Origin of the sequence: Roseibacillus persicicus (assembly GCF_014651675.1) — a bacterium.
Classification (GTDB): domain Bacteria; phylum Verrucomicrobiota; class Verrucomicrobiia; order Verrucomicrobiales; family Akkermansiaceae; genus Roseibacillus; species Roseibacillus persicicus.
The window spans coordinates 39480-62990 of sequence record NZ_BMXI01000014.1 but is presented as its reverse complement, the minus strand read 5'-3'; the positions used below and the strand labels follow the sequence as shown (position 1 = coordinate 62990).

Annotated in this window: 22 protein-coding genes and 1 tRNA gene; 6 read left to right on the top strand and 17 right to left on the bottom strand. The window is 56.1% G+C overall.

Annotation, left to right across the window (positions count from 1 at the left end; all coding sequences use genetic code 11):
• Positions 1-140 precede the first annotated feature (140 nt).
• The 3 genes from IE099_RS15535 to IE099_RS15525 form a co-directional block, all read right to left on the bottom strand.
• Positions 141-1859: a 30S ribosomal protein S1 gene (locus tag IE099_RS15535; RefSeq protein ID WP_189571771.1), complete on the bottom strand. Its 1719-nt coding sequence runs from the start codon at positions 1857-1859 to the stop codon at positions 141-143.
• A gap of 132 nt (positions 1860-1991) precedes the next feature.
• Positions 1992-2065 (bottom strand) — tRNA-Arg (locus IE099_RS15530).
• 284 nt (positions 2066-2349) lie between these two features.
• The gene (locus tag IE099_RS15525; protein WP_189571768.1) at positions 2350-2556 is read right to left on the bottom strand and encodes an RNA-binding protein; all 207 of its coding nucleotides are present in this window, start codon (positions 2554-2556) and stop codon (positions 2350-2352) included.
• A gap of 181 nt (positions 2557-2737) precedes the next feature.
• Here IE099_RS15525 and IE099_RS15520 point away from each other — a divergent pair, with 181 nt between their 5' ends.
• The 3 genes from IE099_RS15520 (at position 2738) to IE099_RS15510 (ending at position 5252) form a co-directional block, all read left to right on the top strand.
• Positions 2738-3652, top strand: coding sequence for a uracil-DNA glycosylase (locus IE099_RS15520; RefSeq protein ID WP_189571764.1), 915 nt, complete (start codon positions 2738-2740; stop codon positions 3650-3652).
• A complete protein-coding gene (locus tag IE099_RS15515; protein WP_189571761.1) occupies positions 3649-4386 on the top strand; it encodes a 3-keto-disaccharide hydrolase in 738 nt (245 codons plus the stop codon). Before IE099_RS15520 ends, IE099_RS15515 begins: the two co-directional genes overlap by 4 nt.
• Positions 4387-4490: 104 nt before the next feature.
• Positions 4491-5252 (top strand): glycerophosphodiester phosphodiesterase, encoded by a 762-nt coding sequence (locus IE099_RS15510; protein WP_189571759.1) that lies wholly within the window; start codon positions 4491-4493, stop codon positions 5250-5252.
• Between the two features lie 86 nt (positions 5253-5338).
• On the opposite strand, the gene IE099_RS15505 is transcribed toward IE099_RS15510, so the two are convergent.
• From IE099_RS15505 to ptsP, 8 genes are all read right to left on the bottom strand, one after another.
• The gene (locus IE099_RS15505) at positions 5339-6049 is read right to left on the bottom strand and encodes a hypothetical protein (RefSeq protein ID WP_189571756.1); all 711 of its coding nucleotides are present in this window, start codon (positions 6047-6049) and stop codon (positions 5339-5341) included.
• Positions 6050-6212: 163 nt separating this feature from the next.
• Positions 6213-6977 (bottom strand): imidazole glycerol phosphate synthase subunit HisF, encoded by a 765-nt coding sequence (gene hisF, locus IE099_RS15500; RefSeq protein ID WP_189571753.1) that lies wholly within the window; start codon positions 6975-6977, stop codon positions 6213-6215.
• 15 nt (positions 6978-6992) lie between these two features.
• A complete protein-coding gene (locus tag IE099_RS15495) occupies positions 6993-7685 on the bottom strand; it encodes a thermonuclease family protein (protein WP_189571750.1) in 693 nt (230 codons plus the stop codon).
• A gap of 2 nt (positions 7686-7687) precedes the next feature.
• The gene (locus IE099_RS15490; protein WP_189571747.1) at positions 7688-8509 is read right to left on the bottom strand and encodes an undecaprenyl-diphosphate phosphatase; all 822 of its coding nucleotides are present in this window, start codon (positions 8507-8509) and stop codon (positions 7688-7690) included.
• 430 nt (positions 8510-8939) lie between these two features.
• Positions 8940-10205, bottom strand: a complete 1266-nt coding sequence (locus IE099_RS15485) for a carbohydrate porin (protein ID WP_189571744.1) — start codon at positions 10203-10205, stop codon at positions 8940-8942.
• A 23-nt stretch (positions 10206-10228) separates the two neighbouring features.
• Positions 10229-11905, bottom strand: a complete 1677-nt coding sequence (locus tag IE099_RS15480) for a PTS fructose transporter subunit IIC (protein WP_229809543.1) — start codon at positions 11903-11905, stop codon at positions 10229-10231.
• Positions 11906-11962: 57 nt separating this feature from the next.
• The gene (gene pfkB / locus IE099_RS15475; RefSeq protein ID WP_189571741.1) at positions 11963-12940 is read right to left on the bottom strand and encodes a 1-phosphofructokinase; all 978 of its coding nucleotides are present in this window, start codon (positions 12938-12940) and stop codon (positions 11963-11965) included.
• 12 nt (positions 12941-12952) lie between these two features.
• Positions 12953-15430 (bottom strand): phosphoenolpyruvate--protein phosphotransferase, encoded by a 2478-nt coding sequence (gene ptsP, locus IE099_RS15470; protein ID WP_189571738.1) that lies wholly within the window; start codon positions 15428-15430, stop codon positions 12953-12955.
• Positions 15431-15655: 225 nt separating this feature from the next.
• On the opposite strand from ptsP, the gene IE099_RS15465 reads away from it, so the two are divergent.
• Positions 15656-16642: a LacI family DNA-binding transcriptional regulator gene (locus IE099_RS15465; RefSeq protein ID WP_189571734.1), complete on the top strand. Its 987-nt coding sequence runs from the start codon at positions 15656-15658 to the stop codon at positions 16640-16642.
• Between the two features lie 89 nt (positions 16643-16731).
• Positions 16732-17379 carry an HAD family acid phosphatase gene (locus IE099_RS15460; protein WP_189571731.1) on the top strand — a complete coding sequence of 216 codons (648 nt, stop codon included), beginning with the start codon at positions 16732-16734 and terminating at the stop codon, positions 17377-17379.
• 15 nt (positions 17380-17394) lie between these two features.
• Here IE099_RS15460 and IE099_RS15455 read toward each other — a convergent pair whose 3' ends face one another.
• From IE099_RS15455 to rpe, 5 genes are all read right to left on the bottom strand, one after another.
• Positions 17395-17865 (bottom strand): CYTH domain-containing protein, encoded by a 471-nt coding sequence (locus IE099_RS15455; protein WP_189571728.1) that lies wholly within the window; start codon positions 17863-17865, stop codon positions 17395-17397.
• 39 nt (positions 17866-17904) lie between these two features.
• Positions 17905-18795 (bottom strand): lipoyl synthase, encoded by an 891-nt coding sequence (gene lipA, locus IE099_RS15450; protein ID WP_189572007.1) that lies wholly within the window; start codon positions 18793-18795, stop codon positions 17905-17907.
• A gap of 139 nt (positions 18796-18934) precedes the next feature.
• A complete protein-coding gene (locus IE099_RS15445) occupies positions 18935-19807 on the bottom strand; it encodes a peptidylprolyl isomerase (RefSeq protein ID WP_189571725.1) in 873 nt (290 codons plus the stop codon).
• Positions 19804-20790, bottom strand: a complete 987-nt coding sequence (locus tag IE099_RS15440; RefSeq protein ID WP_189571722.1) for a hypothetical protein — start codon at positions 20788-20790, stop codon at positions 19804-19806. Before IE099_RS15440 ends, IE099_RS15445 begins: the two co-directional genes overlap by 4 nt.
• Before the next feature lie 55 nt (positions 20791-20845).
• Positions 20846-21520: a ribulose-phosphate 3-epimerase gene (gene rpe, locus IE099_RS15435; RefSeq protein ID WP_189571719.1), complete on the bottom strand. Its 675-nt coding sequence runs from the start codon at positions 21518-21520 to the stop codon at positions 20846-20848.
• A 297-nt stretch (positions 21521-21817) separates the two neighbouring features.
• On the opposite strand from rpe, the gene ispE reads away from it, so the two are divergent.
• On the top strand, positions 21818-22645 hold the full coding sequence (gene ispE / locus IE099_RS15430) for a 4-(cytidine 5'-diphospho)-2-C-methyl-D-erythritol kinase (RefSeq protein WP_189571717.1): 828 nt from the start codon (positions 21818-21820) through the stop codon (positions 22643-22645).
• Here ispE and IE099_RS15425 read toward each other — a convergent pair.
• A complete protein-coding gene (locus IE099_RS15425) occupies positions 22642-23301 on the bottom strand; it encodes a hypothetical protein (protein ID WP_189571714.1) in 660 nt (219 codons plus the stop codon). The genes ispE and IE099_RS15425 overlap by 4 nt on opposite strands.
• Positions 23302-23511 lie beyond the last annotated feature (210 nt).

The window sequence follows — 23511 nt, the reverse complement described above, 5'->3', positions numbered from 1 at the left end:
CCCCCAAAAAGGACTCGGCGGGCTGGCTGGGATTTCTCCCTCGAAAATGAATCCCTCCCGTCCGAGGCACAGTCGCCAACAAAAAAACGCCCCGGTTTCCCGAGGCGTTTTTGAAGAATCGTTTGTTAGAAGAGCCAGTCTTACTTGTCGTCGCTTGGGCTCCACTCTTCCGTTTCCGGAGTCGAGGAGGAGGCGAGGTTGAAGGCTTGCTCGAGTCCCACAAGGTCGCCGGCTGGGCGAAGGGTCTCGAAGCTGGCGCTTTCTTTCTCCAACTGGTCGTCGGTGTAGGCAACAGCCTTGATGGAAAGTCCGACGCGGCGCTCGATCTTGTCGACCTTGATAACGCGGGCTTCCACTTCGTCGCCGACCTTGATGACGTCTTTGACGCGCTCCACGTGCTCTTCGCTAAGCTGCGAGATGTGGATGAGTCCGTCGATATCGCCGTCGAGGCTGACGAAGGCACCAAAGCTGGCGATCTTCGCGACAGTTCCTTTGACTATGTCGCCGACCTTGAACTTGCTGTCGATGTCGGACCATGGGTCGTTGTCGAGCTGCTTCATGCCCATGGACACGCGCTGGTTCTCTTTGTCGATGCTGAGAACAACCGCTTCCACTTCGTCGCCCTTCTTGAGGATTTCGGAGGGGTGGTTGATCTTGCGAGTCCAAGAGAGGTCGGAGACGTGAATCATGCCATCGATACCTTCCTCGAGGCCCATGAAGGCGCCGTAGGCAGTGAGGTTGCGGATTTCTCCTTTGACCTGCTTGCCGATTGGGTAGCGAGACTCGATTTCGTCCCATGGGTTCTCTTCGAGCTGGCGGACACCGAGGGAAATCTTCTGCTCGTCTTCGCTGATGCCAAGGACAACTGCCTTGAGCTCCTGGTCGAGTTCGAGGACATCGCTCGGGCGAGTGATGCGCTTGACCCAAGAGAGTTCGGAGACGTGAACGAGACCTTCCACTCCTTTTTCGATTTCGACGAAGGCTCCGTATGGAAGAAGCTTGGTAACTTTTCCGGAAACCTCGGCTCCGATAGGGAACTTGGCCTGGATGTCGGCCCAGGGGTTGTCGGTCATCTGCTTGAGACCGAGGGAAACACGCTCTTTCTCGCGGTCCACTTCGAGAATCTGGACATCGACCTCCTGGCCAATGCGGAGAAGCTCGGAGGGGTGCGCGATGCGGCCCCAGCTCATGTCGGTGATGTGAAGCAACCCGTCCATACCCTCGAGGTCGACGAACGCACCGAAGTCGGTGAGGTTCTTGACCTGTCCGGTGACCTTGTCGCCAACAGCGACGGTCTGGAGGAACTTCTGGCGGCGCTCGGAGCGCTCGGCCTCGATAACTTCACGACGGGAAAGAACGATGTTCTTGCGGTCGTCGTTGACCTTGACGATCTTGAATTCGTAGATGTTGCCCACGTATTCGGAAAGGTCCTTGGGAGGAATGATGTCGACCTGGGAACCGGGAAGGAAGGCTTCCACCCCCACGTTGACCATGAGGCCGCCTTTGACGGCTGCCTTGACTTTGCCTCGGACGAGACCGCCTTCTTCGAACACGGCGACAATCTTGTCCCAGTTCTGCTTGTGAGCTGCTTTTTCCTTGGAAAGGACGATCATTCCGTCGTCGTCCTCAAGCTTCTCGAGTAAAATTTCTACTTCGTCGCCAACTTCGATTTCTTCATCTTCGAATTCTTGGATGGGGACAACGCCCTCCGACTTGTAACCGATGTCGACGATGACGACCTGAGGTCGGATGTCGAGGATGGTTCCGTTTACGATTGAGCCTTCGCGAAATTCGCGAAACTCCTGATCAATAAGAGCCGCCAACTCTTCGTTGGCGACAGGTGCGAGTTCTGCACTCATTTTTGGTTTATGTAGGTTAAGGTTAGGTTCCTTGGTTTAGCTTCTATCCGGCAATTGCCCCAGAAAAACGTCGACCTACCGGGGCTCCAACCGGCCGACACTCCGAATAAAAAAAATCCGCCACGCTGAGAGCACGCTCGAAGGGAGTCGAACCCCTAACCTCCTGATCCGTAGTCAGGCGCTCTATCCAATTGAGCTACGAGCGCATTCTCAGCGCGGCGGGAGGCGGAAAATAGAGAAAAGCCCTGCCATGTCAAGCATGCGGGGATTTTTTTTCACTTTTTTAAGAGAACCCCATGGACTGCGACCGCAGGCATCCCCTTCTCGCTTAGAGACTCCTCCGCCTGCAAAGCAATCGCCCCATCTGCCAGTTTTGTTGAAAGGGCTTTTCAGCGAAATGAGGGAACTCCAATCAATTCCGCCGCCTCCTGCACCAGGAAGACGCTTGGAATAAGGCCGAACAACACCCCAGGCCGAATTGAAGGCCCGCCTACTGGCTATCGTTGGTCGCCTTGATGTCGCTCAAAGCAGCGATGAAGTCGCCGAGGATTTCGCTGGGAACCATGATGGTGTCCCGGTTGCCTCCCACGTCTTCAGTAATCTTGACCACGCGCCCGCGGGCGTTCTCCTTCAGGTCCAAAAAGAAAGTTTTCCGGTCCGCTAAAATTTTTTCAGTATGCAGTAAATCGCTCTCCACAACTCAATCCCTAGGTTAGATCACGGAGAATGAAGCACTCAGATAGAAGGTCAAGGTTCGAGTTTTTAAGCCCTCAGCCGTCGGCTTTTCATGTTCTCTATAGTCCCACAGATAATGGAGATTCCTTTCGATAGAAAATAGGCTGGTCTCACCCCGCGCGATCCCTGATTCTCACTGCCAGATGCTTCTGCCCTATCTCCGCCAACTTCTTGCCAAAGGCGAAACCCATCTCTCGGTCACGACCGAAGCGCGGGAGGTCTTGCGCAAGATGTATAAGGGGGAAATCAATCTTAGCGGGGAAGCTCGGGCCAAAGAGCCTGCGGCCGCCCAAGCGAAAACAGATTCCGGTGGCGGTGCCGAACCCAAGCAAGCGACCCAGGCCGAGCCCATGATCGCCCGCCCTACCTTCGGAGGGGCAGCCAAACCGAAGATCGAGCACGTGGCCAAGCCCGTGCCCCAAGGCCAGACCCCGGAGGAAAAATTGGCCTCCTTGCGAGACCTTGCCGAGCACTGGCCCGCGTTTCGGGATTTGGGCTCGTTTCGTAAGACTTTGGTTTTCTCCGGAGGCCCCGTCACAGCCGACCTGATGTTGATCGGTGAAGTTCCCGGGCAGCATGATGAGCAGAAACGCGAGCCGTTTGCAGGTCCCGCAGGGGAAAAGCTGGAGCAGATCCTGAAAGCGATGGGACTTTCCCGCGACCGGGTCTACCTCACCAATATCTGCAAATTCCGGCCCGCCCTTCCGGGTCAGACCTCTAACAATCGTCCTCCCCGGCCAGAGGAAATCGCCCACTCTCTGCCCTTCGTCCTGTCCGAGATCGAGATCGTTCAGCCCAAGGTCATCATTGCTCTCGGGGCGGCTGCTTCTCACGCTCTTTTGCAGAATAGTGACAGCTTCGACGACCTGCGCTCCAAGTGGCATCAGGTCAACGGGGTCGCCACGCGCGTGAGCCACCACCCCTCCTTCCTCCTTCTCGCTGATAAAGATGCATTGGCAGAGAAGCGAAAAATCTGGGAAGACATGCTCGTAGTGATGGAAAAGCTCGGCCTGCCTATCTCGGATAAACAGAAAGGCTTTTTCTTACCAAAAAAATGAAAACACTCGTCCTCTCGCTGCTTTTGGCAGCCCCAGTCCTCGCCGATCACCATCAAGAAGCTCCAGCACTGCCCGCAGGTCTCCCGGCGGAAGTTGATAGCGGCGCCCTAACCCAGGCCGGATTCACTTCTCTCTTCAATGGAAAAGATCTCACCGGTTGGCGCAAAACCGGCGGCACTGCGGAATATGAAGTTGTGAAAGACTGCATCCGTGGGTTCGGAAAGAACGTGAAGGGGAATACGTTCCTGCGAACTGACGAGGAGTTCGGCGACTTCATCTTCACCTTTCAGTTCAAGTTCAACGACAAGAACGGCAATTCCGGCTGCATGTTCCGAGGTCTCCACAAGGAACCAAACGAGCAAAACCCCGACGGTCGGGTAACCGGTTACCAGTGCGAACACGACAACGATAAGAAGGTGCAGCGCTCTTGGACCGCAGGAATTTTTGACGAAGCCCGCCGTGGTTGGCTGGATCCCGCCAAAGATGCTTCTGCGGAGGTAAAGGCAGCGTTCACAAAACAGGGGGAAAAGCTCTTCGACTGGGATGGCTGGAATACCATCGTCATCAAATGCGAAGGCAATCACCTCCAGACTTGGCTCAATGGAGAACAGCGCGCGAACTTTGTAGACAACGACGAGGCCCACGCCACAGCCAAGGGTTTCATTGCCCTGCAGGTTCACAGCGGTCCTTCCGGAGATATCCTCTGGAAAAATCTTTACCTCAAGAAGCTTTAACCAGCCGCTGGAGGAAATCCTTCCCGATAATCTTTTTCAAAAAGAGCGACTCCGGTCGCTCTTTTTTTATACCCAGAGAGTCCCTTCCGCTTCGCTAAAGAAGCATGGTCGAGCTCATTTTCGCCTTTTTTCTCGTCGCTCACCGGGGAGCTTCAGCTGATGCGCCGGAGAACACCCTGCCAGCCTTTGAACTCGCGTGGAAGCAGGGAGCGGACGCGATCGAAGGAGACTTTCAGCTCACCAAAGATGGCCACATTGTTTGCATCCATGATTCCGACACCAAGAAGGTAGCAGGAAAGACTCTGCAGATCGCCCAGTCGACCCTCGCCGAGCTCAAGACGCTGGATGTCGGGAGTTGGAAGCATCGCAAGTTCGAGAACACCCGCATCCCTACCCTCGCAGAGGTTCTCGCGACAGTACCGGTCGGTAAGAAGATCTTCATCGAGGTCAAAAACGGCCCGGAAATGGCAGCCCCATTACAGAAAGCACTCGCCCGATGCCAGCTGAAGCCCGAACAGATCGTGGTCATCTCCTTCGATGCCAGTTTTGTAACCGCTTGGAAAAAGAGGGAGCCCGATTGCCGAACGATGCTCATTATCTCCCACAATCGACGCCGTTGGGGCCTGTCGCCATCGGGAGACAGAACCCTTGCTCTCCTGAAAGAAACCGGAGCGGATGGTCTCTCGAGCAATACCCACCGTGCCGTGAACCGCAAGTTTGTGAAGCGACTACGGGAAGCAGGCTATGAACACCACGTCTGGACCGTCAACGATTCCAAGGCCGCAAGACGCTTTCTCGCCTACGGCACCCGGTCCATCACCACCGACCGACCCGGCGCCCTGCGGAAAGAACTGATGCAAAGGTGAATTCACCGCCCCTGATTCCGAGGGACAAAAAAACGCGGCTCCGGAATATCCAGAGCCGCGCTCGAAAGGTTAAACGTAACGATCGCTTAGAAAGCGAAGGAAACGGTCACACCACCGTAGATACCGTCGAAGTCGAGGGCGCTACCGAGGAAGCCGTCGTCGTCGTTGGTGTTGTAGGCGATGTAAGGAGAGACAGTGATGTCCTCAGAAGCAGCGATGTCGAGACCAGCCTTGATAGTGAACCAAGTGTAGTCAGGGTCACCAGCGGTGTCGGAGTCAAGAAGAGCACCAACAGTCAGGCCAAGAGAGCCAGAGATCATGTCGCTGAAGTCGTATCCGTATCCAGCAGTAAGCTCACCCCAAAGAGGGTTGGTGCCTGCAGAACCGTCAACTCCGTAGTAGAGAGTTGCACCAAGGTCGAATCCGGAAACAGAAGTGCCCAAACCGAGGAAGATCTCGGAGTTGTCGGCGTCAGTCTCGTCGAACTCATAGTGGATGAAACCGAGAGAGACTGTAGCTGCACCAAAGTCTTTGGAGATGCTACCGTAGATGTCCAACTCGTCGTTGAAATCACCGTCGGAAGGGTTGGCGTACCAGATACCGGCATTCCAGTCGAAACCGCAGTCGCAAGAGCCGCTCACGTCGAGACCATACTCATACATGCTGTCGCCGAGGTCTTGACCACGCCATACGTAAGTTGAGTTGTAACCAACGTGGAACGAAGTATCGATTTCCGAATAAGCAAGACCGGTGAAGGCCATTGCACTGATTGCGCCAAGCGCGATTGTTTTTTTCATAGTCTGTCTGGTTAGTTTGACTTTCCACTCCCCCCAGGGGTGGTCGACAGCAGCAGTGAAGCCACTCGTCATTCAAGTCGCAAGCATATGCTCTGCCAAATTTGTCACAATTACAATAACTTTTTAAGATTATCTTGCTTTCCTGAATATCAAGAGAGGCCAATCACTCGCCCCGCGCAGGGAGCCCAGCCTCTCTCAATCGCTGTTTGGCCTGTGCTACGGTGAACTCTCCGAAGTGAAAGATACTGGCCGCCAAGACAGCATCCGCACGCCCTTCATTCAGAACGTCTACCAGATGATCGAGGGTCCCCGCTCCCCCACTGGCGATGACGGGGATGCCAACCGCATCACTGACTGCGGCGGTCAACTCGATATCGTATCCGTTCTTGGTGCCATCCGCGTCCATGCTGGTGAGCAGAATCTCCCCCGCGCCCCGGTCGGCCACTTCCTTGGCCCACTCGATTGCGTCCAGGCCTTCCACCGGATTGCGGCCGCCGTGGGTATAGACCCCCCACTTGCCCGGCCCCTGACGCTTGGCATCAATGGCGACTACGATGGCTTGATTACCAAAAGTGCGGGCTCCTTCATCGATGACCTGCGGCCGATGAATCGCGGCGGTATTGACCCCCACTTTGTCCGCACCCGCGCCCAACATGATGCGCATGTCTTCGACCTCTCGAATTCCCCCACCCACCGTCAAGGGGACGAAGCAGCGCTCGGCGGTGCGCTCCACGACGTCGACCATCGTGGCCCGACCGTCGGAAGAGGCGGTGATATCGAGAAAGACAATCTCGTCGGCCTCCTGCTCGTTGTAGGCGACCGCGGATTCCACCGGATCTCCGGCATCAATGAGGTCGACGAAGTTGACGCCTTTGACCACCCGACCGTTGGTCACGTCGAGACAAGGTATGATTCGTTTTGCGAGCATGTCCGTGTCTAGCCACTAAAGACCCCATGCGCCCACTTTTTTCTCGCGGGCATCTTGCTCCAATCCCTTGAGAAAAGACTTTTGGTCTTGATAGCCACGCCCCTGAGGCAGGTTGGCACCTCGGGTATGTATCCGGGCCAAACCTTTGGCGACCAGGAGTTCGTGCAGGTAGATTTCCCGCCCTTCCCAAGGAATCACCACCAGACAATATTTCCTGTCAGGACCGTAGACATTCTCCCACTTGGTCAGGACCTGGAAGTCATTCTTGGATAAAATCTTCTTTACCAACTCCTTACTGGCTCGGCCTACCGTCGTGGTATCTCCCTGCCCCAGACCTCCGAAATACTCTCCTTGTTCGGCCAGCCGCTTCCCGTTGTTCTCCCCTCCCCCGTATTGCTTGAATTCGCTCTCGGGAGTGTCCACGAAGTAGAGCCGGAACTCGGTCTCTCCCTTCTCGTGCTTCACATGAAAGCTATCCCCATCCCCATTCCGCCCGGTGACAAGCCGGCAGTTCTGAAGCAAAGTCCACCCCTGCCCCTGCGTCTGAACACGGGTGAAATTTTCTGCGGAGACCGCGCCAGCCGGCACCTCGGCACCACTGCCAAGGCTCCCGTCTTTCTCAAGAAAACCTTTTTCTTGCAGAAACCAGACGACAGCAGCGGCCAGCAGACCGAGAATAATGGAACCGAGACTTTTCTTCTTTTTCATCACTAAACCTTCCAACCGGTATTCACAAAACCGAACCAAATCATCCCCAAGACCCCTGCCACGAAACAGTAATAGGCGAAGTACTGGAATTTACCGCGTTGAATCGCCTTCATCACAACATACACCGCAAAGAGCCCAACTAGGAACGCCGCCACCGCACCAGAGAAATAGGCAGGCATATCCTCACCACTGAACTTTTCCTTCACTTCATCCAACTTGAAGACGACAGCACCAGCAATAGCCGGAATCGACATCAGAAAAGCGAACTCAGCCGCCTTCTTCGGCTCCACACCGCCCAAAAGACCCGCAGTGATGGTCGAGCCGCTGCGGGAAATACCCGGCAAGATTGCAAAGGCTTGTCCCACACCCATTACGAGCGCGCTCTTCCAACTCAACTCCCGCTGCTTGGCTTTGATGACCTTCGGGGCCAAGAGCAAAGCACCGGTAATCAGTAGTAAGCCTGATACAAAAAACGGATTCTCGTAGGCGGATTCGAACACATCACCCAATGGGGTCAGAACCAGAACTACTGCAGGCAGAGTCGCCAAGGCTAAAAATCCAATCCACTTGCGCTCATCCACCATCGACTTGGTCCATAAGGACTGCGTCATCCTCCAGAGCTTCTTCCAAAAATACACCAACACACTCAACAACGTCCCTACATGAAGAATAACCTCAAAAACCACGTCTGCGTCCTGTCCCTCAGGAAACGGCCGCATTCCCAAGAGAAATTGGGTGAGCACGATATGACCCGATGATGAGATGGGCAAAAACTCAGCCAAGCCCTGCACCACCCCTACAACAATTGCTTCCCAAATTTCCATAGCACTACGGCATCAGCGACACCGAGGGGAAAATGCGTTCATCTCGCGCCCGCCAAAAGCTCCGCCACCGTCATTCCTTTCTAAAATCAAAATAAAATCAGGCTGCAGTGCTTTTTACCAAATGGAAATCAATTCCTTAAACCGGAATCAACGCCGCGAGAACGAACATGCTGATGACGATGAGTAGGATGACTAGAAACCGCAGGCTGGAGTTTTTTCCAAGGTTTTGCATGGGGGTTCGAGGGAAAGGAAATGGGGAATTCGAGAAGAAGTCACTCTCTCAGAGGAAAGGAAAGCAACGCCGGCCCGAGTCGAAGCGAGGGAGTAGATGAAGAGATGCTCACAGGAGCCATCCATCGTTTCACCCGGAAGCCGGCATTGCTGGGTATGAAGGAAGCGCTATTTCGAAAATCAGCCTCCCTGGGCACCCCTAGAAGGAGGCACCAAACTGGCAGCCAAGGACGAGGGCGTCTTCGATTTCTCCAGTGCCACCCGGATTGATGATATACTGAATATCCGGTTGAATGTAGGTGGAGGGGGTCAGCTGGAAACGATGCCCGAGTTCAAGCACGATCTCGGACTCCGGACGGCTCCGACCGGCGAGCGCTTCTTCTGCGGCATACTCATCGCTGAACTGACCGTAGGTCGCGAAGAACAGGGTGCGGTCTTCATCGCGCCCCTCGAAGAGCCCTTTATAGTGGGCCCCAAAGGTCGTCTGGATGGGGATGATCGCGACATCGTCGTAGGGGGTGTAGCCAAGGGTCGCGAAGAGCACGAGACCTTGGTCGCTTCCTGCGGTCTCGGCGAAAACCTGGTAGTCAGCGTGGGCATAGAAACGCGAAAACTCATCGCGAGTAGCGGTTGTATTGAAGCGCTCGATATCGAAGTTCACAACTTGGTTGACCCCCGCGAAGAAGTGGGCCGGACGGCCGGCAAAGGTGGGATTCCAGTTCACCTGCGTGAAGATGGAGAGCCCGTCTTCATCCTCGAGACCAAAGTCAATCCCTTGGTCCCCCCGATCAAAGATGTCGGGTGATTGATTGAAGACCCCAACCATTACAGAGAGTTCTTCGTTCACTTGCTGCTTCACCCGCCCGCCCCAGACCGCAAAAGGATAAGAGCTCATTACGCCATCGAACAAGGCCGCGCGAATCTGTCCGTTCACCGCGTTGTTGAGAGAATAACCGTAGTAGGGCGAGCCGACAAAGTCGTCGGTCGCCGACATACGACCCAGTTTGACGGAAAGACTTTCGTCAAAGAACAGCTTCTCCAAGGTGACGTTGTAGAGAAAAGCGGTCTGCCCTCCCACGTTTTGCATCACGCTATATTGTCCTCCGACACCCTTATCGATACTCTGGCCGTGACGGTCGATGCCGGAGAGAACAAACTTGGTATCGTCCCACCCGAACAATGTTTCGAGGTCGAACTCCACACCCACGAAGAGGTCTCCGGAAAAGTTTCCTTCGCTCTCGATTCCCCCCAAGACATTGGAAGCGAGAATTCCGCTGTAGTAGGCGAAGTAGGTCATGCCGGACTCCTCTTGGGAAGTGCGAACTCCCCCCCAGTCCCCGGTCAAGAGGTCGCTTTCCCGCCAGGAAGAACTGTCGGCAAGCAAAGAGGTATCGGTGATAGGCACATCCTCGGCAATCAGAGGAGAAACGGTCGCTAGAAGCGCTAATAAGTTTTTGGGTCTCATTGTGTTGTTTGATTTAGGTTTGATTAAAGAGCCTCCTGAGGCTTCTTGAGGAAAAAGAGGAGCGCGGTGGTGACAAGGGTTCCCGCGAGAATGGCGATGACGTAGGCCAGCATATGGTTGATGGCATTGGGGATGGCCAAGACGAAGATTCCGCCGTGCGGCACAACCAACTGGCATCCCGCGGTCAGTGAAATCGCACCCGCAACAGCGGCCCCCGCTACGATGGAGGGAATGACCCGGAAGGGATCAGCGGCGGCGAAGGGAATCGCTCCTTCGGTAATGAAGGAGATCCCCAGGAGCGCGGTAGCTTTGCTTGATTTCCGCTCATCAGAAGTGAAGCGGTTCTTAAAAAGAGTCGCAGCTAGACTGAGCCCCAAGGGCGGGACCATTCCCGCCGCCATCACCGCTGCCATTGGCCCGTAGATCTTGGTGGCAACCAAGCCGACCGCGAAGGTGTAGGCAGCCTTGTTGATGGGTCCACCCATATCGAAGGCCATCATGCCACCCAGGATTAAGCCCAAGAGAAGGGCGCTGGTGCCTTGCATGGTCATGAGCCACGACGAGACTCCCTCCATAATGCCCTTCACCGGTGGACCGACGACATAGATCATCGCGAGGCCAATCACGAGGGAGGAAATGAGGGGCAAAAGCAGAACCGGTTTCAAACCCGCAATGCTGTCGGGAAGCTTCAGCGCTTTGTTCAGCCACCGCGTGAAGTAACCAGCCATGAAGCCGGCGACGATTCCACCGAGGAAGCCCGCGCCCAAACTGGTCGCCAGCATTCCGCCAATCAATCCCGGGGTCAAACCCGGCCGGTCGGCGATGGAGAAAGCGATGAAACCGGCGAAGATGGGGATGAAAAGAGCAAAGGCCGAGGCACCACCAATTTGCATCAGAGCCCAGCCCAGACTTCCCTCCTTATCGCCGGCGTAGATACCACCAAAGGCAAAAGCGAGAGCAATGCAAAGTCCGCCCGCAGTTACCAGAGGAAGCATATGGGACACCCCGGTCATGAGGTGCTTATAGGGTCCACTGCATTGTTCTTTCCCTCCGTTTGCCTTCTCGCTCGACTTCCCTTCCGAAGACGAAGGCTCTTGCTTCAACGCCTCTTCGATGAGCTTTTTCGAGTCGTTGATAGCAGCCTTGGTTCCAGTCTCCAACAAGCGCTTGCCTGCAAAACGAGCGGTTTCAACATTGGCGTCAGCGGCCACGATGACGGCATCAGCACGAGCAATTTCTTCGTCGGTCAGTTCGTTTTTCGCCCCTACTGAGCCGCGGGTTTCCACCTTCATGGTATAGCCCATGGCGGCGGCCCCCTTGGCCAAGGCCTCAGCCGCCATGAAGGTGTGCGCGATTCCGGTGGGGCAAGAAGTCACTCCGACAAGGAACTTGCTCGCGGGAGAGGAACCTGCCCCCTCCGCCTCCACCCCACGGGGAACGGAGTCGAGAGTTGGAGGCGTTTTCTGACGTTGGTTGAAGAGCTCCAGAAACTTCCCCGGATCACCAATGAGGCGTGGACGATCCGATGCTACCGAATCTCCGCCTGAGCTGAGCTGAACCGAATTGCGAGGCAAGGAAGAGTCGGTGGAGACCTCGAGTGCAAGCTCCCGTAGCGAAGCTTCTGCCTCCAGCGCGGCTATGGCCATGCGGCTGAGTGGCTCGTCGGGAGGTGACGAGAGTACGACTGATACTGTTTTCATGATGGTGTTTTTTTGAGTTGTTTCCAGAGCCCCAGGAAGGACTCAGACTGAAGAGAGCTATCGCCCCGGCAGGGCGGCCGGCTTGCGGTCAGGAAGAGGCTGAATCTTGATTTGCGCCATCCGGGCCTCGATGACTTCGCGTGCCGGAAGTCGTCGCCGCACATCTTCCAATGCGCACCAGGCAAAAACCGAGGCGAGCTTCGCGCACTCCGCCGGTGCACGCCCTGTGGTGAGGCCTGCCAGATAGCCCGCAACCATACTGTCGCCCGCGCCCACAGTGCTCACCACCTTGACCGGCGGAGCGGATGCCATGAGGGCTTTTTCAGGGCTGATAAAGAGAGCGCCTTCACTGCCGAGGGAGAGAATGACGTGGCTGACCTGACTCTCTTGGAGCTCCCGTGCAGCGTGAACCCAACTGTTGAAATCCGGCAGGTCGTGCCCGAGATATTCCGCCAGTTCGTGCTGGTTGGGCTTCACCATATCAACCCCGCTATTGATGGCGACCTTCAAGGCTTCCCCACTGGTATCAGCGGCCACCAAGCCTCCACCCTGTTTGATCAGGGCGATGATTTCGCTGAAAAAGTCCAAGCTGATTCCCACCGGCAAGCTGCCGGCCAAGACAAACCAACGCCCGGGTTGGATGAGTTTACGTAAGCGTTTCTCGAACAACTGCACGTCCGCAAAACTCGGTTCAAGACCAGGAAAATTGATGTCGGTGGTCTCCTTGCTTCCCTCGTCGACAATCTTGATTCCGGTCCGGGTCTCCCCCGCTATCCAGATGAACTCGTCACGAATTTGATTGGCTTTAAAGAGGTCGGTGAAGAGGCGGGGATTCTCTTTCCCCAGAAAACCAGTTGCGGTAGTCGCGATCCCGAAGCCGCCTAACATGGCGGAGACATTGACGCCTTTCCCGCCGGTCTGGCGGTAATACTCCAGGGTTCGGTTGACGCTCCCGATCGCCAATTGATCGAGGATGACCGTGTGGTCAATCGCGGGATTGAGGGTGATGGTAACGAGGTCTGTTGATGAATTCATGAAGTCGAAAATTTAGTGTGAAGGGCGAAGAGCACGGACGGCACGAGGGTCGCGTTGGCTCAGTGCCTTTTGGGCAAGTTTATGGAGACCCAAGAGCTCTTCCCGCCGGAGGAGAGCCTTGATTTGTGGAACGAGTGAGGGAGGAACACTCAGCTCATCGACCCCGAGCCCAGTTAAAATGAGAGCCCCAAGCGGATCAGCGGCAAGTCCTCCACAAACACCGACCCACTTGCCCTTCGCATGGGCCGCTTGCACCGTTTGCTCGATGAGACGGAGCACAGCGGGATGCAGACTGTCCGCCCGGCCCGCGAGAAGAGGGTGGGTCCGATCCGCCGCCAGCGCATATTGGGTTAAGTCATTTGTTCCGATTGAAAAGAAGTCTGCCAACTCGGCCAACTCGGAAGCCATCGCCACAGCAGAAGGCACCTCGATCATCACGCCGAGCTCCACCTCCCGGCCGCCCATTTCGCGCCGAACCTTATCCGTCATTTCCCTTGCCCGCAGGAAGTCGTTGGGGGACGCAATCATGGGAAACATGAGCCGAATCGGCCCGTGCTCCGCGGCTCGAAAAATGGCCCGCAACTGTGCCGTGGCGAGGTCGGGCCTGGCCATGCTGAGGCGAAAACCACGGAGACCGAGAAACGACAGATCGAGCTCGCTCAGGCCCAGATAGGACACTGGCTTGTCGCCGCCAATATCCATAGTGCGCACGATCATGGGCAAGCCCTCCAAGGCCTCGATCATCTCTTTGAGGGCGAGATACTGTTCCTCTTCCTCGGGAGCATGGTCGCGGTCCAGAAACAGAAATTCCGTTCGCACAAGACCGACCCCCTCTGCACCAGATTCGAGAACCGTGTGAGCCTCCGAGGTCTGGCCGATATTCGCCACCACTTCCACCCGATGCCCGTCGCGCAGAACCGCGGGCTCGAAGCGCTGGTCCCAATCGTTGTCCCGCTGGACACTCACTTCTTCAATAACCGCCAATGCGGATGCGCAATCAGCCTCGCTCGGGTTTTGAATCAGACGCCCTCCGGAAGCGTTGAGAATGAGCTTGTCCCCGGGAGCCACTGCGTCGAGCTCGTCTCCCATCGCAACTAACATGGGAATCCCAAGAGACCGGGAAACAATTGCCGCATGAGCATTCGGACTCCCTTTTTTGAGACAGATGCCCTTGATTTTATCAGCCTTGAGCTGCGCCGCTTCAGAGGGCTCCAAGTCATCACCAAGCAGGATGATGGGATCGACCACCGATTCGAACGGGTCGCTATCGACGCCCAAGAGAACCTTGCGAACCCGTTGTCCAATATCTCGAAAGTCTGCCGCGCGTTGAGCGAGATTCTTATCCTCCACACCCTCCATCGCCGTCGCGCGCTCCTCGATGATCTTCGACCAGGAGGAAAGGGCATCCTGACCCGTTCGGATCTCCTTCTCCACTTCCTCACGAAGATCCGCGTCCTCGATCAGGGAAACATGAGCCTCGAAAAGCCCACGCTGAACTTGGTTAAGCTTCCCTTCGGTAAGCGTGATGAGCTGGTTGCGAGCGGTTTCCAGAGCCGTCCGTAGCGCCGCCACTTCCGAGTCCGTATCGCCAGCCGTGCGCTTCCTCGTGCTCAGGTCGGCCTCAACCCATCGCCAAGCAGCGGCCAACGCGAGCCCGGGAGACGCCATCACTCCCCGAATCCCCTCCCCCTGTGCTTGCTCGGAATGCCATTCGGTCAAAAGCGCGGCCTCCGCATCGTCTTCCTCCAGAGGCTCGTTGTTAATCTCCTCCAACAAGGCGGCCAGAGTCGAAAGGGTATCAGTCTCGTTCTCGCCCTTCACCCGCAGACGAATCACGTCTCCCGCACTAATCCCCTGGCCAATGATACGAGAAGGGCTGTCGGGCGAGAACTCATGTCCATTCACCACGAAAGTCACCTCTCCATCATACCCCTGCACCGCGCGGGCAAACTTCCCAGCCGGCCGCAGGTGAAAGCCTCGTGAGTTCTGGAACTTCACCTCCAGCTCGCTCCCGATGAAGTCGTCATTCACGGCCCCACTCGCTGCATCGGCTTGCTTTTCACCCGACAGGGAAATCGCATTCAACACCTCGTCGGGATCCGTGGTATTCGCCAATCGCTTCGCCAACTCCGCATCTCCTACGATTCCGGTCAGCTGTCGAAGCAGCGCAATGTGCTCGTCAGACTTGGCCGCGATGCCAATGACGAGGTGAGCCACCTTTCCGTCTTGCCAAGAGACCCCCGCAGGCACCTGCAACACCGCCACCCGGGTCTCGTTGATCGCATCCGCGTCCTGCGGCCGACCATGGGGAATGGCCAACCCATTGCCGAGGTAGGTGGTCGCCACCTTTTCACGCTCCAACATACTTTGGACGTAGGACTCCTCGATCGCACCGCTTTGACGCAACAGGGCCGCCACCTCACGGATTGCATCTTCTTTATTCGAAACGACCGCACCCAGGCGGATATCTTTCTTGGTGAGAGTTAACATGGATTTGCTTCAGCTGGATTTGAAAAAGTGACCGACGACGAGCGGACACTTTTTATGTAAACGTTTACAGAAAAAGACGTCAACATAAAAATAGCCCCTTAAAATCGACCTCTCCTCAAACTGATTTTACCCTTTATTTAAAAAGGAAAACGTCCTAGAAGACCTCATCGCCCACAGCCGCCGACCGGAAATTACTGTGCAAATACACTGAAAACGATTCCACAAATGAACCCTTCAATCAAAGACGTTGCCAAATTAGCCGACTGCTCGACGGCTACCGTCTCCAGAGTTCTGGCTGGCAAAGGATACATCAGCGAAAGCGCGAGAAAGAAGGTGGAGGAGGCGGTGAAGGAACTCGGCTATCGCCCGAACCGGGTCGCCCGTTCACTTCGCGCACAGAAGTCCCGTGTCATAGGTTTGGTCCTCTCGGACATCCGCAACCCTTTCTTTAGCGAAATTAGCCGCGCGGTAGAACAGGTGGCCTTTCAGCATGGTTACAACGTTCTCATCTGCAATACGGACGAAGATTCTACCCGCGAAGAGCATTACCTCAAACTCTTGGAAGAGGAACAAGTCGCTGGAATTCTCCTCTCACCCACAAGAAACCGGGTCCAAAAACTCAACACGGTGAGCACCGTGCCCCTCGTTCTTTTCGACCGCAAATTCCCCAAAAGCACTTTGGATTCGGTCATCATCGACAACGAAGCCGCAGCTCATGCTCTCACTCGCACCCTCATCGCGGGCGGCTTCAAACGAATCGCGGGGATCTTCGGAGCTCGGAGCTACACGGCGAGCGCCCGGATCTCAGGATTCAAATCCGCCTTCGAGGGCCAAGAAAGCTTCATCGCAGGCACCCATCAAATCGACGCCTTTGAAGAGGAAGGAAACCGCCTCACGAAAAAGCTTTTGAACGATGACGTTCCCCCGGATGCCATTCTTTGCAGTAGCGCCCTTCTAGCTACCGGCGCCTTCCGCGCTATCAAGGAGATGAAACTAAGGGTGCCGGAAGACATCGGTTTCGCCTGCTTCGACGATCCTTCCTGGGCGACCTTTGTCGATCCTCCGGTAACCGTGATTCGGCAACCCGCCCAAGCGATCGGAGAATCAGCCGCCGAGCTTCTCATGAAGCGTATTGAAGCCCCCGATCGTCCAGTGAGCGAGATCACCCTCCAGGGAGAACTCATTCAGCGGGCATCCACGGGAGGGAATTGAAATCCGGGAAAACGAGGCTGCTCCCTGTCCTCTTCCCAGAACAAAGAGAATGTTCGTCCTTGGGTTGCTTTAAAGGGTATAGTCCCAGCATGAAGTATCTCAGCTTCCTAGTCCTCTGCCTTATTTCGTGCGCCTCGCCGTCACGTGAGCCCGCGAATTTGTCGGACTTAAAAAGGGAAGTCACCACCTACGCCGAGTCCGGTGATTATCAAGGGGACGTGGCAGCCTCCGTCGCCAGCGCCGAGGCCTTCCTCACGAGGCGAGCGGCTTCCGGGCAAGCGAAACTGGCAGTGATTTTTGATATCGATGAGACCGTTCTCTCGAACCTTCCTCACATGAAAGAGACCGACTGGGGCTACCAACCACCGGTCTGGAGCAAGTGGGTTGCGCGCGCCGAAGCTCCCGCAATCGAACCAGTCAAGAAGGTCTACCAAACCGCAGTTGACCTTGATCTCGCGGTCATCTTTCTGACCGGACGCACCGAAGACGAGCGCGCGGCCACTGCGAAGAATCTGACAAGCCAGGGCATGGGAAAATACGAGAAGCTCGTTTTGCGACCGAACAAGTCCGATGCCCCCTATGAGAAAGCGGTCGCCTTCAAGTCCCGCGTCCGGAAAAATCTCACCTCCGAAGGCTACACCATCATTGCCAGCTTCGGGGACCAAACGAGTGATTTGGAAGGCGGCTACAGCGAACGGAACTTCAAGATTCCCAACCCCTTCTACAAGATCCCCTAAGATCGAAGCAAAACTTCACACGGGCTCATCGGACCATTCACGAAAGGGCTTTCGCGAGAGGCAGGCATTCAGATAGCGGACGTCAGCCGTCACCTCTTCACCCACCCAAGTTGGGAGAACGAGCTCTTCGTCCTCCGATTCCAGCTCCACTTCCGCAATAACCAAGCCCTCATTGAGGTCATGAAAAACGTCGACCTCCCAAAGGTGATCGCCCTCCTGAACGCGGGTGCGGGTTTTGCGAATCGGAAACCCCGTAGCCAGTGCGAGCATCTCCCGCGCATCCGCGACGGGCACTTCGTATTCGAATTCAACCCGCGTAATTCCCACCGCCTTGCCTTTGATGGTGAGAAAGGCCCTTTCGTCATCAATGCGCACCCGAATCGTCCGCTCGGGGTCCTGGCTCAGATAGCCTTGCACCATTTCGGAACTTCGGCCCCCGGGCACCTCGCCGATCACGAGAAACTTGCGTTCGATCTCGGTAGCCATTTCTAGAAAGTTCGCGGACGGATTTGGCAGAAAGAAAAATCAATCCTCAAGGTCCAGCTCCGGCTTGAAGTCGGCCGCATGGTAGGAGCTGCGCACCAGTGGACCGCTGGCCACGTGGCGGAAGCCCTTGGCCTCCGCGACCGCCTTCCACTCCGCGAACTTCTCGGGGGTCACATACTCGACAACCGGAAGGTGCATGGGAGTGGGACGCAGATATTGTCCCAGCGTCAAAACAGTGACGTCGGCCGCGCGGAGGTCATCCATGGCCTGCTCGATCTCCTCGTCGCGCTCGCCTAGACCAAGCATGATTCCACTCTTGGTCGCCACCTTACCGGGGGCCATGGCCTTCGCCTTTTTCAAGACAGCCAACGAGCGGTCATACTGGGCGCGGCTACGCACCAGCGGAGTGAGACGGCGCACGGTCTCGAGATTGTGGTTAAAGATTTGCGGCTTTGCGCGCATCACCATTTCGAGCGCCCAATCTTTATCGTTAAAATCCGGAACCAGCACCTCAATGGTGATGCCTGGATTCACTTCGCGGACCGCCTCGATGGTTTTTTCAAAATGCTCGGCTCCCCCGTCAGCGAGGTCGTCGCGGGCGACGGCGGTGATCACCACGTGATTGAGTTTCATCCGGCGAGTCGCTTCCGCAACGCGCTGGGGCTCATCTTCTTCGAGGGCGTCGGGCTTGGCTGTTTTGACCGCGCAGAATCCGCAGGCCCGGGTGCACTTTTCGCCCGCAATCATGAAGGTCGCCGTTCCCTGTCCCCAGCATTCCCAACGGTTGGGGCACTGGGCCTCTTCGCAGACTGTCACCAACTTCAGGTCCTTGACCATGGACTTGGTGTCCCAAAAGACGGGATTATTCGGCAGCTTGACCCGAATCCAGTCCGGCTTTTTATCAAGGTGCAAACTCGCATCCATCCGCATCCGGGGACCAAAATCTCCCGGGCGCAATCCTTTTTTCCCGCTGGCTCCAGCGCATCCGCTCATGAGCGGACTTTACTGCCACTTGCGACGCTGGCAAACCTGAATCACAGGTTTCGCATCACTGGTCAGAATTCGACCACTAGGACTCGTCGGGATTCTCGAAATCAACATGCTCAATCACCGCCTCCGACCGAAGCTTCGAGGCCAGAGCCCGCAGGGCCGCCTGCCGTTTTTCGACCACATAGCGATTGCGAAGCTCGTCGGCAATCTCTTCCAGAGCAGGGGTCATGCCCCCCTTGCGCTCAGTCACTTTCACCAAATGCAAGGCGTGCTCGTAACTGAGAACCGGAGAAATCTCCCCCTCTTGTAGTGAAAACAAGATGGTCTCGAACGGATTGGTCGGACGGTCGAGTGGGATCCAGCCAAGGTCGACTTCCTTGCTCGACTTTTCAGTCTCGGCTTTGGCCAAAGTCGAGAAATCCTCGCCCTCGAGCAGCCTCTTCCGCAGAGCCACCATCTCTTCCAGAAGCTCCTTCTGGTCCTCATGACCATCGATCATTTTAATGAGATGCAGGCAGCGGGCTTCGGGAAGGTCGCGATATTGCTTCTTCACCGACTCGAAATAGTCCGCCAGCTCTTCCTCAGTGGGAGGCGCAACTTCGGGGATGTGTTCGCCCATGAAGCGTTCCATCCTGAGATTGGCCATGACCTCGTCGCGCAAATTGTCGCGCTCCGCCTCCAGCATTTCCCAAGAGGCTCCATGTTCACGATAGAGCTTAATCAGTTCCTCCAAACGCCGCGCAATCTCCTGCTCGTCCAGGTCCCGGTGATTCTTCTCCGCTTCCTGCGCAATCAGGATGGAGTCGATCACCTCTTCTTCTGCGGCCTTGCTAAACTCCTCGTCCCGCTCGCAGCAGGAAACCTGGGTCCGCAGCTCGGCCTCCGATTTGATTCGGGTGAAAGCCTCTTCCAATAGATTCGGGTTAATGAGCTCGCCGTTGACACGTATCATTGGGCTCCTCCTTGGTTGGCAGAAAAGGCATTCAAGCTGTTCTGGAAGCGGGATAAATCCGCATCGCGAACCTCGAGGGACTGACGGTAAAGGTCCAATTGCTCCGCGGACAAAACCCCTTCGAAGGGCTTCAGTTGCTGCTCTCTAGCTGCGGCGAGCCGCTGTTGCATCATGATGGCGAGCGGATTGGCATTCGGTCCGGCAGACTGAATTTCATTCAAAAGGTTTTCTCCGAGGGCCGCTTGGGAAGCGACGTCCGGCATTCCTGCCCCTTCCCCCGTTCCTCCCTGCTGCAGAGCATTCTCACGCAAAATATCCTTCACCGCAGTTTTCTGGGATTCGGTGAGCGAAAGCAGAGAGGTGACTTGTTCGAACTCGACCGCGGCGGTCTGTTCCGCTCGCTGCTCACGCAGGCGATCCGCAGTCGCCTGATGAACCTCAAGTTGCTCAGAAGTGAGCACGCCTCGCAAGATTTCCTCCAGCCCATCGCTATTCAAGACCTTCTCGAGGTCGCCATAGGCCTGCAAATCACCCCCGGCAATGCGAGCCTGGATTCCTTCGAAATAAGAGCGCAACTCATTCTCCTGAGCCGCATCAAGCTCGAGGCCTTTGACCAAATCAGCCACCTGAACCTCAAACTTCTCCTGGTTGTTGCGAGCAATCAAAGTCGCAATCTCCCGCTGCTGCTCCTCGATTTTCGCGCGCTCTTCATCGCTCAAGTCCTCGAACCGCTGACCTTCTTCCAAAACCACCGTCTCCTTGATGATGGGAGGATGGAGGGGTTCCAGCTCAGCCGGATCGATCACGCGCTCCGATTTGTCACGTCGAGACTTGAATCCCGGCAGCGAGTCGCTGGTTGAAAAGTCACTTTTGGTTGCGAGTTCCTCGTTCGAAGCCTCGGCCGGGCGCCGGGACTGCAGAACGAATAGACCGACAACGATGGCCAATGCCGCCACGATGATTGCGATGAGTTTGCGATTCATTTGTCTCTCCCTAACGTCGCTCGAGCCATGATTTTTGCCAGTAGAAAGCAAAAGGCTATTCCCCGCGGATGGCGGAGACGGCAGCCTTCATATCGGCGGCCTTGAAGGTGGAGGAACCCGCCACCAGAACATTGGCCCCCGCAGCCCGGCAAATCGGTGCGGTGTCCGGATCGACTCCGCCATCGACCTCAATGTGATAGGAAAGCCCTTTTTCCGCACGAATGGCAGCAGCGCGTTCCACCTTGGCCATCATGTCACCCATAAAGGATTGCCCTCCAAATCCGGGCACCACGGTCATGCAGAGCAACATATCGATCTGATCCAAAAAGGGCACCACTGATTCGAATTCGGTAGCCGGATTGAGCGCCAGACCCGCCTTCACCCCGGCCGCCCGGATAGCGGCGAGGGTCGCCCCCACGTCATGGGTGGCCTCCGGCTCCACATGCACCGTAATCATATCGGCACCCGCAGCCACGAAACGCGGCAAGTAGTGGTCGGGGCGCTGAATCATGAGATGGACGTCCAAGAACACATCGTTGGTTGCGTGGACGGTCTCAACCATGGCAGGGCCGAAAGAGATATTGTCCACGAAATTCCCGTCCATGATATCGAGGTGCATCCAATCACCGCCCGAATTGATGGCGCGACTCGTTTCCTCCGCTACGCGGCCAAAGTCTGCGGCCAGCAGGGATGGCGCAACGATGAGGTCTTGATAAGTCCAGTTCTTCATGCCGGAAGGCATAGCGCAGAATCCAAAAACTAAGCACTAAAAACCTAAAAACTAAAGTCAGAGAACACGTCAAATCCCAAAGCAGCGGCAAAATCCTGTCCATCCTGTAAATCCTGTCAAAAAGACCAAAGCCCCGTCAAAAGTCTCTTAATTCCGTAAATTCTGTCCAAAAAACGCCTCCAACCCTCTTCAATCCGCGTCCATCTGCAGTTCCCCAAAAGCCCCACCACCCCCTCGAACGCACGATTTTGAAAATGAAAATTGGATTTCGCGTCCACTTCTGGCACTTCCTTGGGCGTGCTCGTAGATGCCCCGGCTAAATTGAACCTCTCCCTTCGTGTTTTAGGGAGACGACGTGATGGATTTCATAAGGTGGAAACCCTCATGACCCCGCTGCGGGGCTTGAGCGACCAGCTTCATTTCGAATCCGCGGATTCCTATTCCCTGGAGTGCGATGCACCGGGAGTGCCCACCGACGGAACCAATCTGGTGACCCGCGCGGTGAGGGCCTTTGAGCAACAAGCCGACGTCAAGGTCAGCTACAAGATCCGTCTCGAAAAGGCCATTCCCCACGGAGCCGGATTGGGTGGTGGCTCCAGCGATGCCGCCGCGACTCTTCTGGGCCTCAACGCCCTCTATGACGAGCCGATCGAGTTCGACAAGCTATCCAAGATCGGAGCCAGCCTCGGCTCAGACGTGCCCTTTTTCTTTTTCGACGAAGCCTGCTGGTGTCGTGGACGCGGCACGGACGTGGAGGCCGCCGGGATCGAATGGAACGAGCAAGTGGTCCTCTTCAAGCCCGGCTTCCCCGTTTCCACCGAGCAAGCCTACAAGCGCTGGAAGTATTCCCGCGAACACGCAGACATCCCCTACGGCCCCCAAGAGATTGCGGGGGTCCGAATGGTGAACGATCTGGAGAAGCCCGTTTTCGAGAAACACCTCTTCCTAGCCATCCTCAAGCGCAAACTCCTCGCCACCGAGGGAGTAGCCGCCGCCATGATGAGCGGGTCCGGCTCAACTATCTTTGCCGTCTTGGAGGAAGGCGTCGATGGCGAGAAACTCGCTGCCGAGGTCAAGGACGCAACTGATCCCGGCCTCTGGACCTGGTGTGGCGAAGCCGGTTAGACTGCCCTCGACCGACGCAAAAAACAGCCTGGCAATAAAGCTAGCAAAAGCCCGATCCCCGGCTCCGGGATCGCGAGGAAACTGACATTGTCGATTCCTATCGAACCCGCAATCGTATCCGGCTCCTTCCCATCCGCCACCGCATCAGCGCGGATCTGGAAGGTCTCCGCATTCTCCAACGCCAGCTCAAAGTCCGTCGCCCCGCCCGCTCCAATCACCTGGGTCCAGCCGCTTGCATCGTCGAAAGACACCGTCACCTCTTGCCACGGGGCACCAAAGACGGGGTCAAAACTCAGATTGGAGACCCAAAAGTTCACATTTCGAATCCCAAATCCCACCCGAACGACCACCGAATCTTCGGAATCCAGGTCGAGGAGAGAAAATTGAACCGCATTGGCCCCGATCGCCCGATAATTTCCGGTAAAAGGACCCGGCTGAATCACACGGGTCGCGAAGATGTTGGGTGAGGCCGAGGTGATCGCGAGAAAGCCATCCGAAGGGCCATCCACCCCTCCCGTCAGGATGGAATAATTCACGGGCCCGCCGAATCCCACAAGGCCCCCATTGAAGTTTTCAACGGTATTTAACACCACCGCCGACGCCGCCGCCGGGAGCAGAATGCTCGCACCGGACAAAATTCCATATCTCCTTCTCATTAAATCAAGTAAAGGTTCCGGATAGTATCCAGTCAAGACACCTCCCCGACCCGTCAGAAAGCTCAATTGGCGTCAATCATGCAGGTGTTACGAAAAAAACAGAAAAGGTTGTGGTTCGTGTAACGAATATCGATTTTGCGGTATTTAAGGAGACTGGCGCGGTAAATGCTCACCCGCTTTCAGCCTTTCAAAAAAATTGAGAAAATAGCC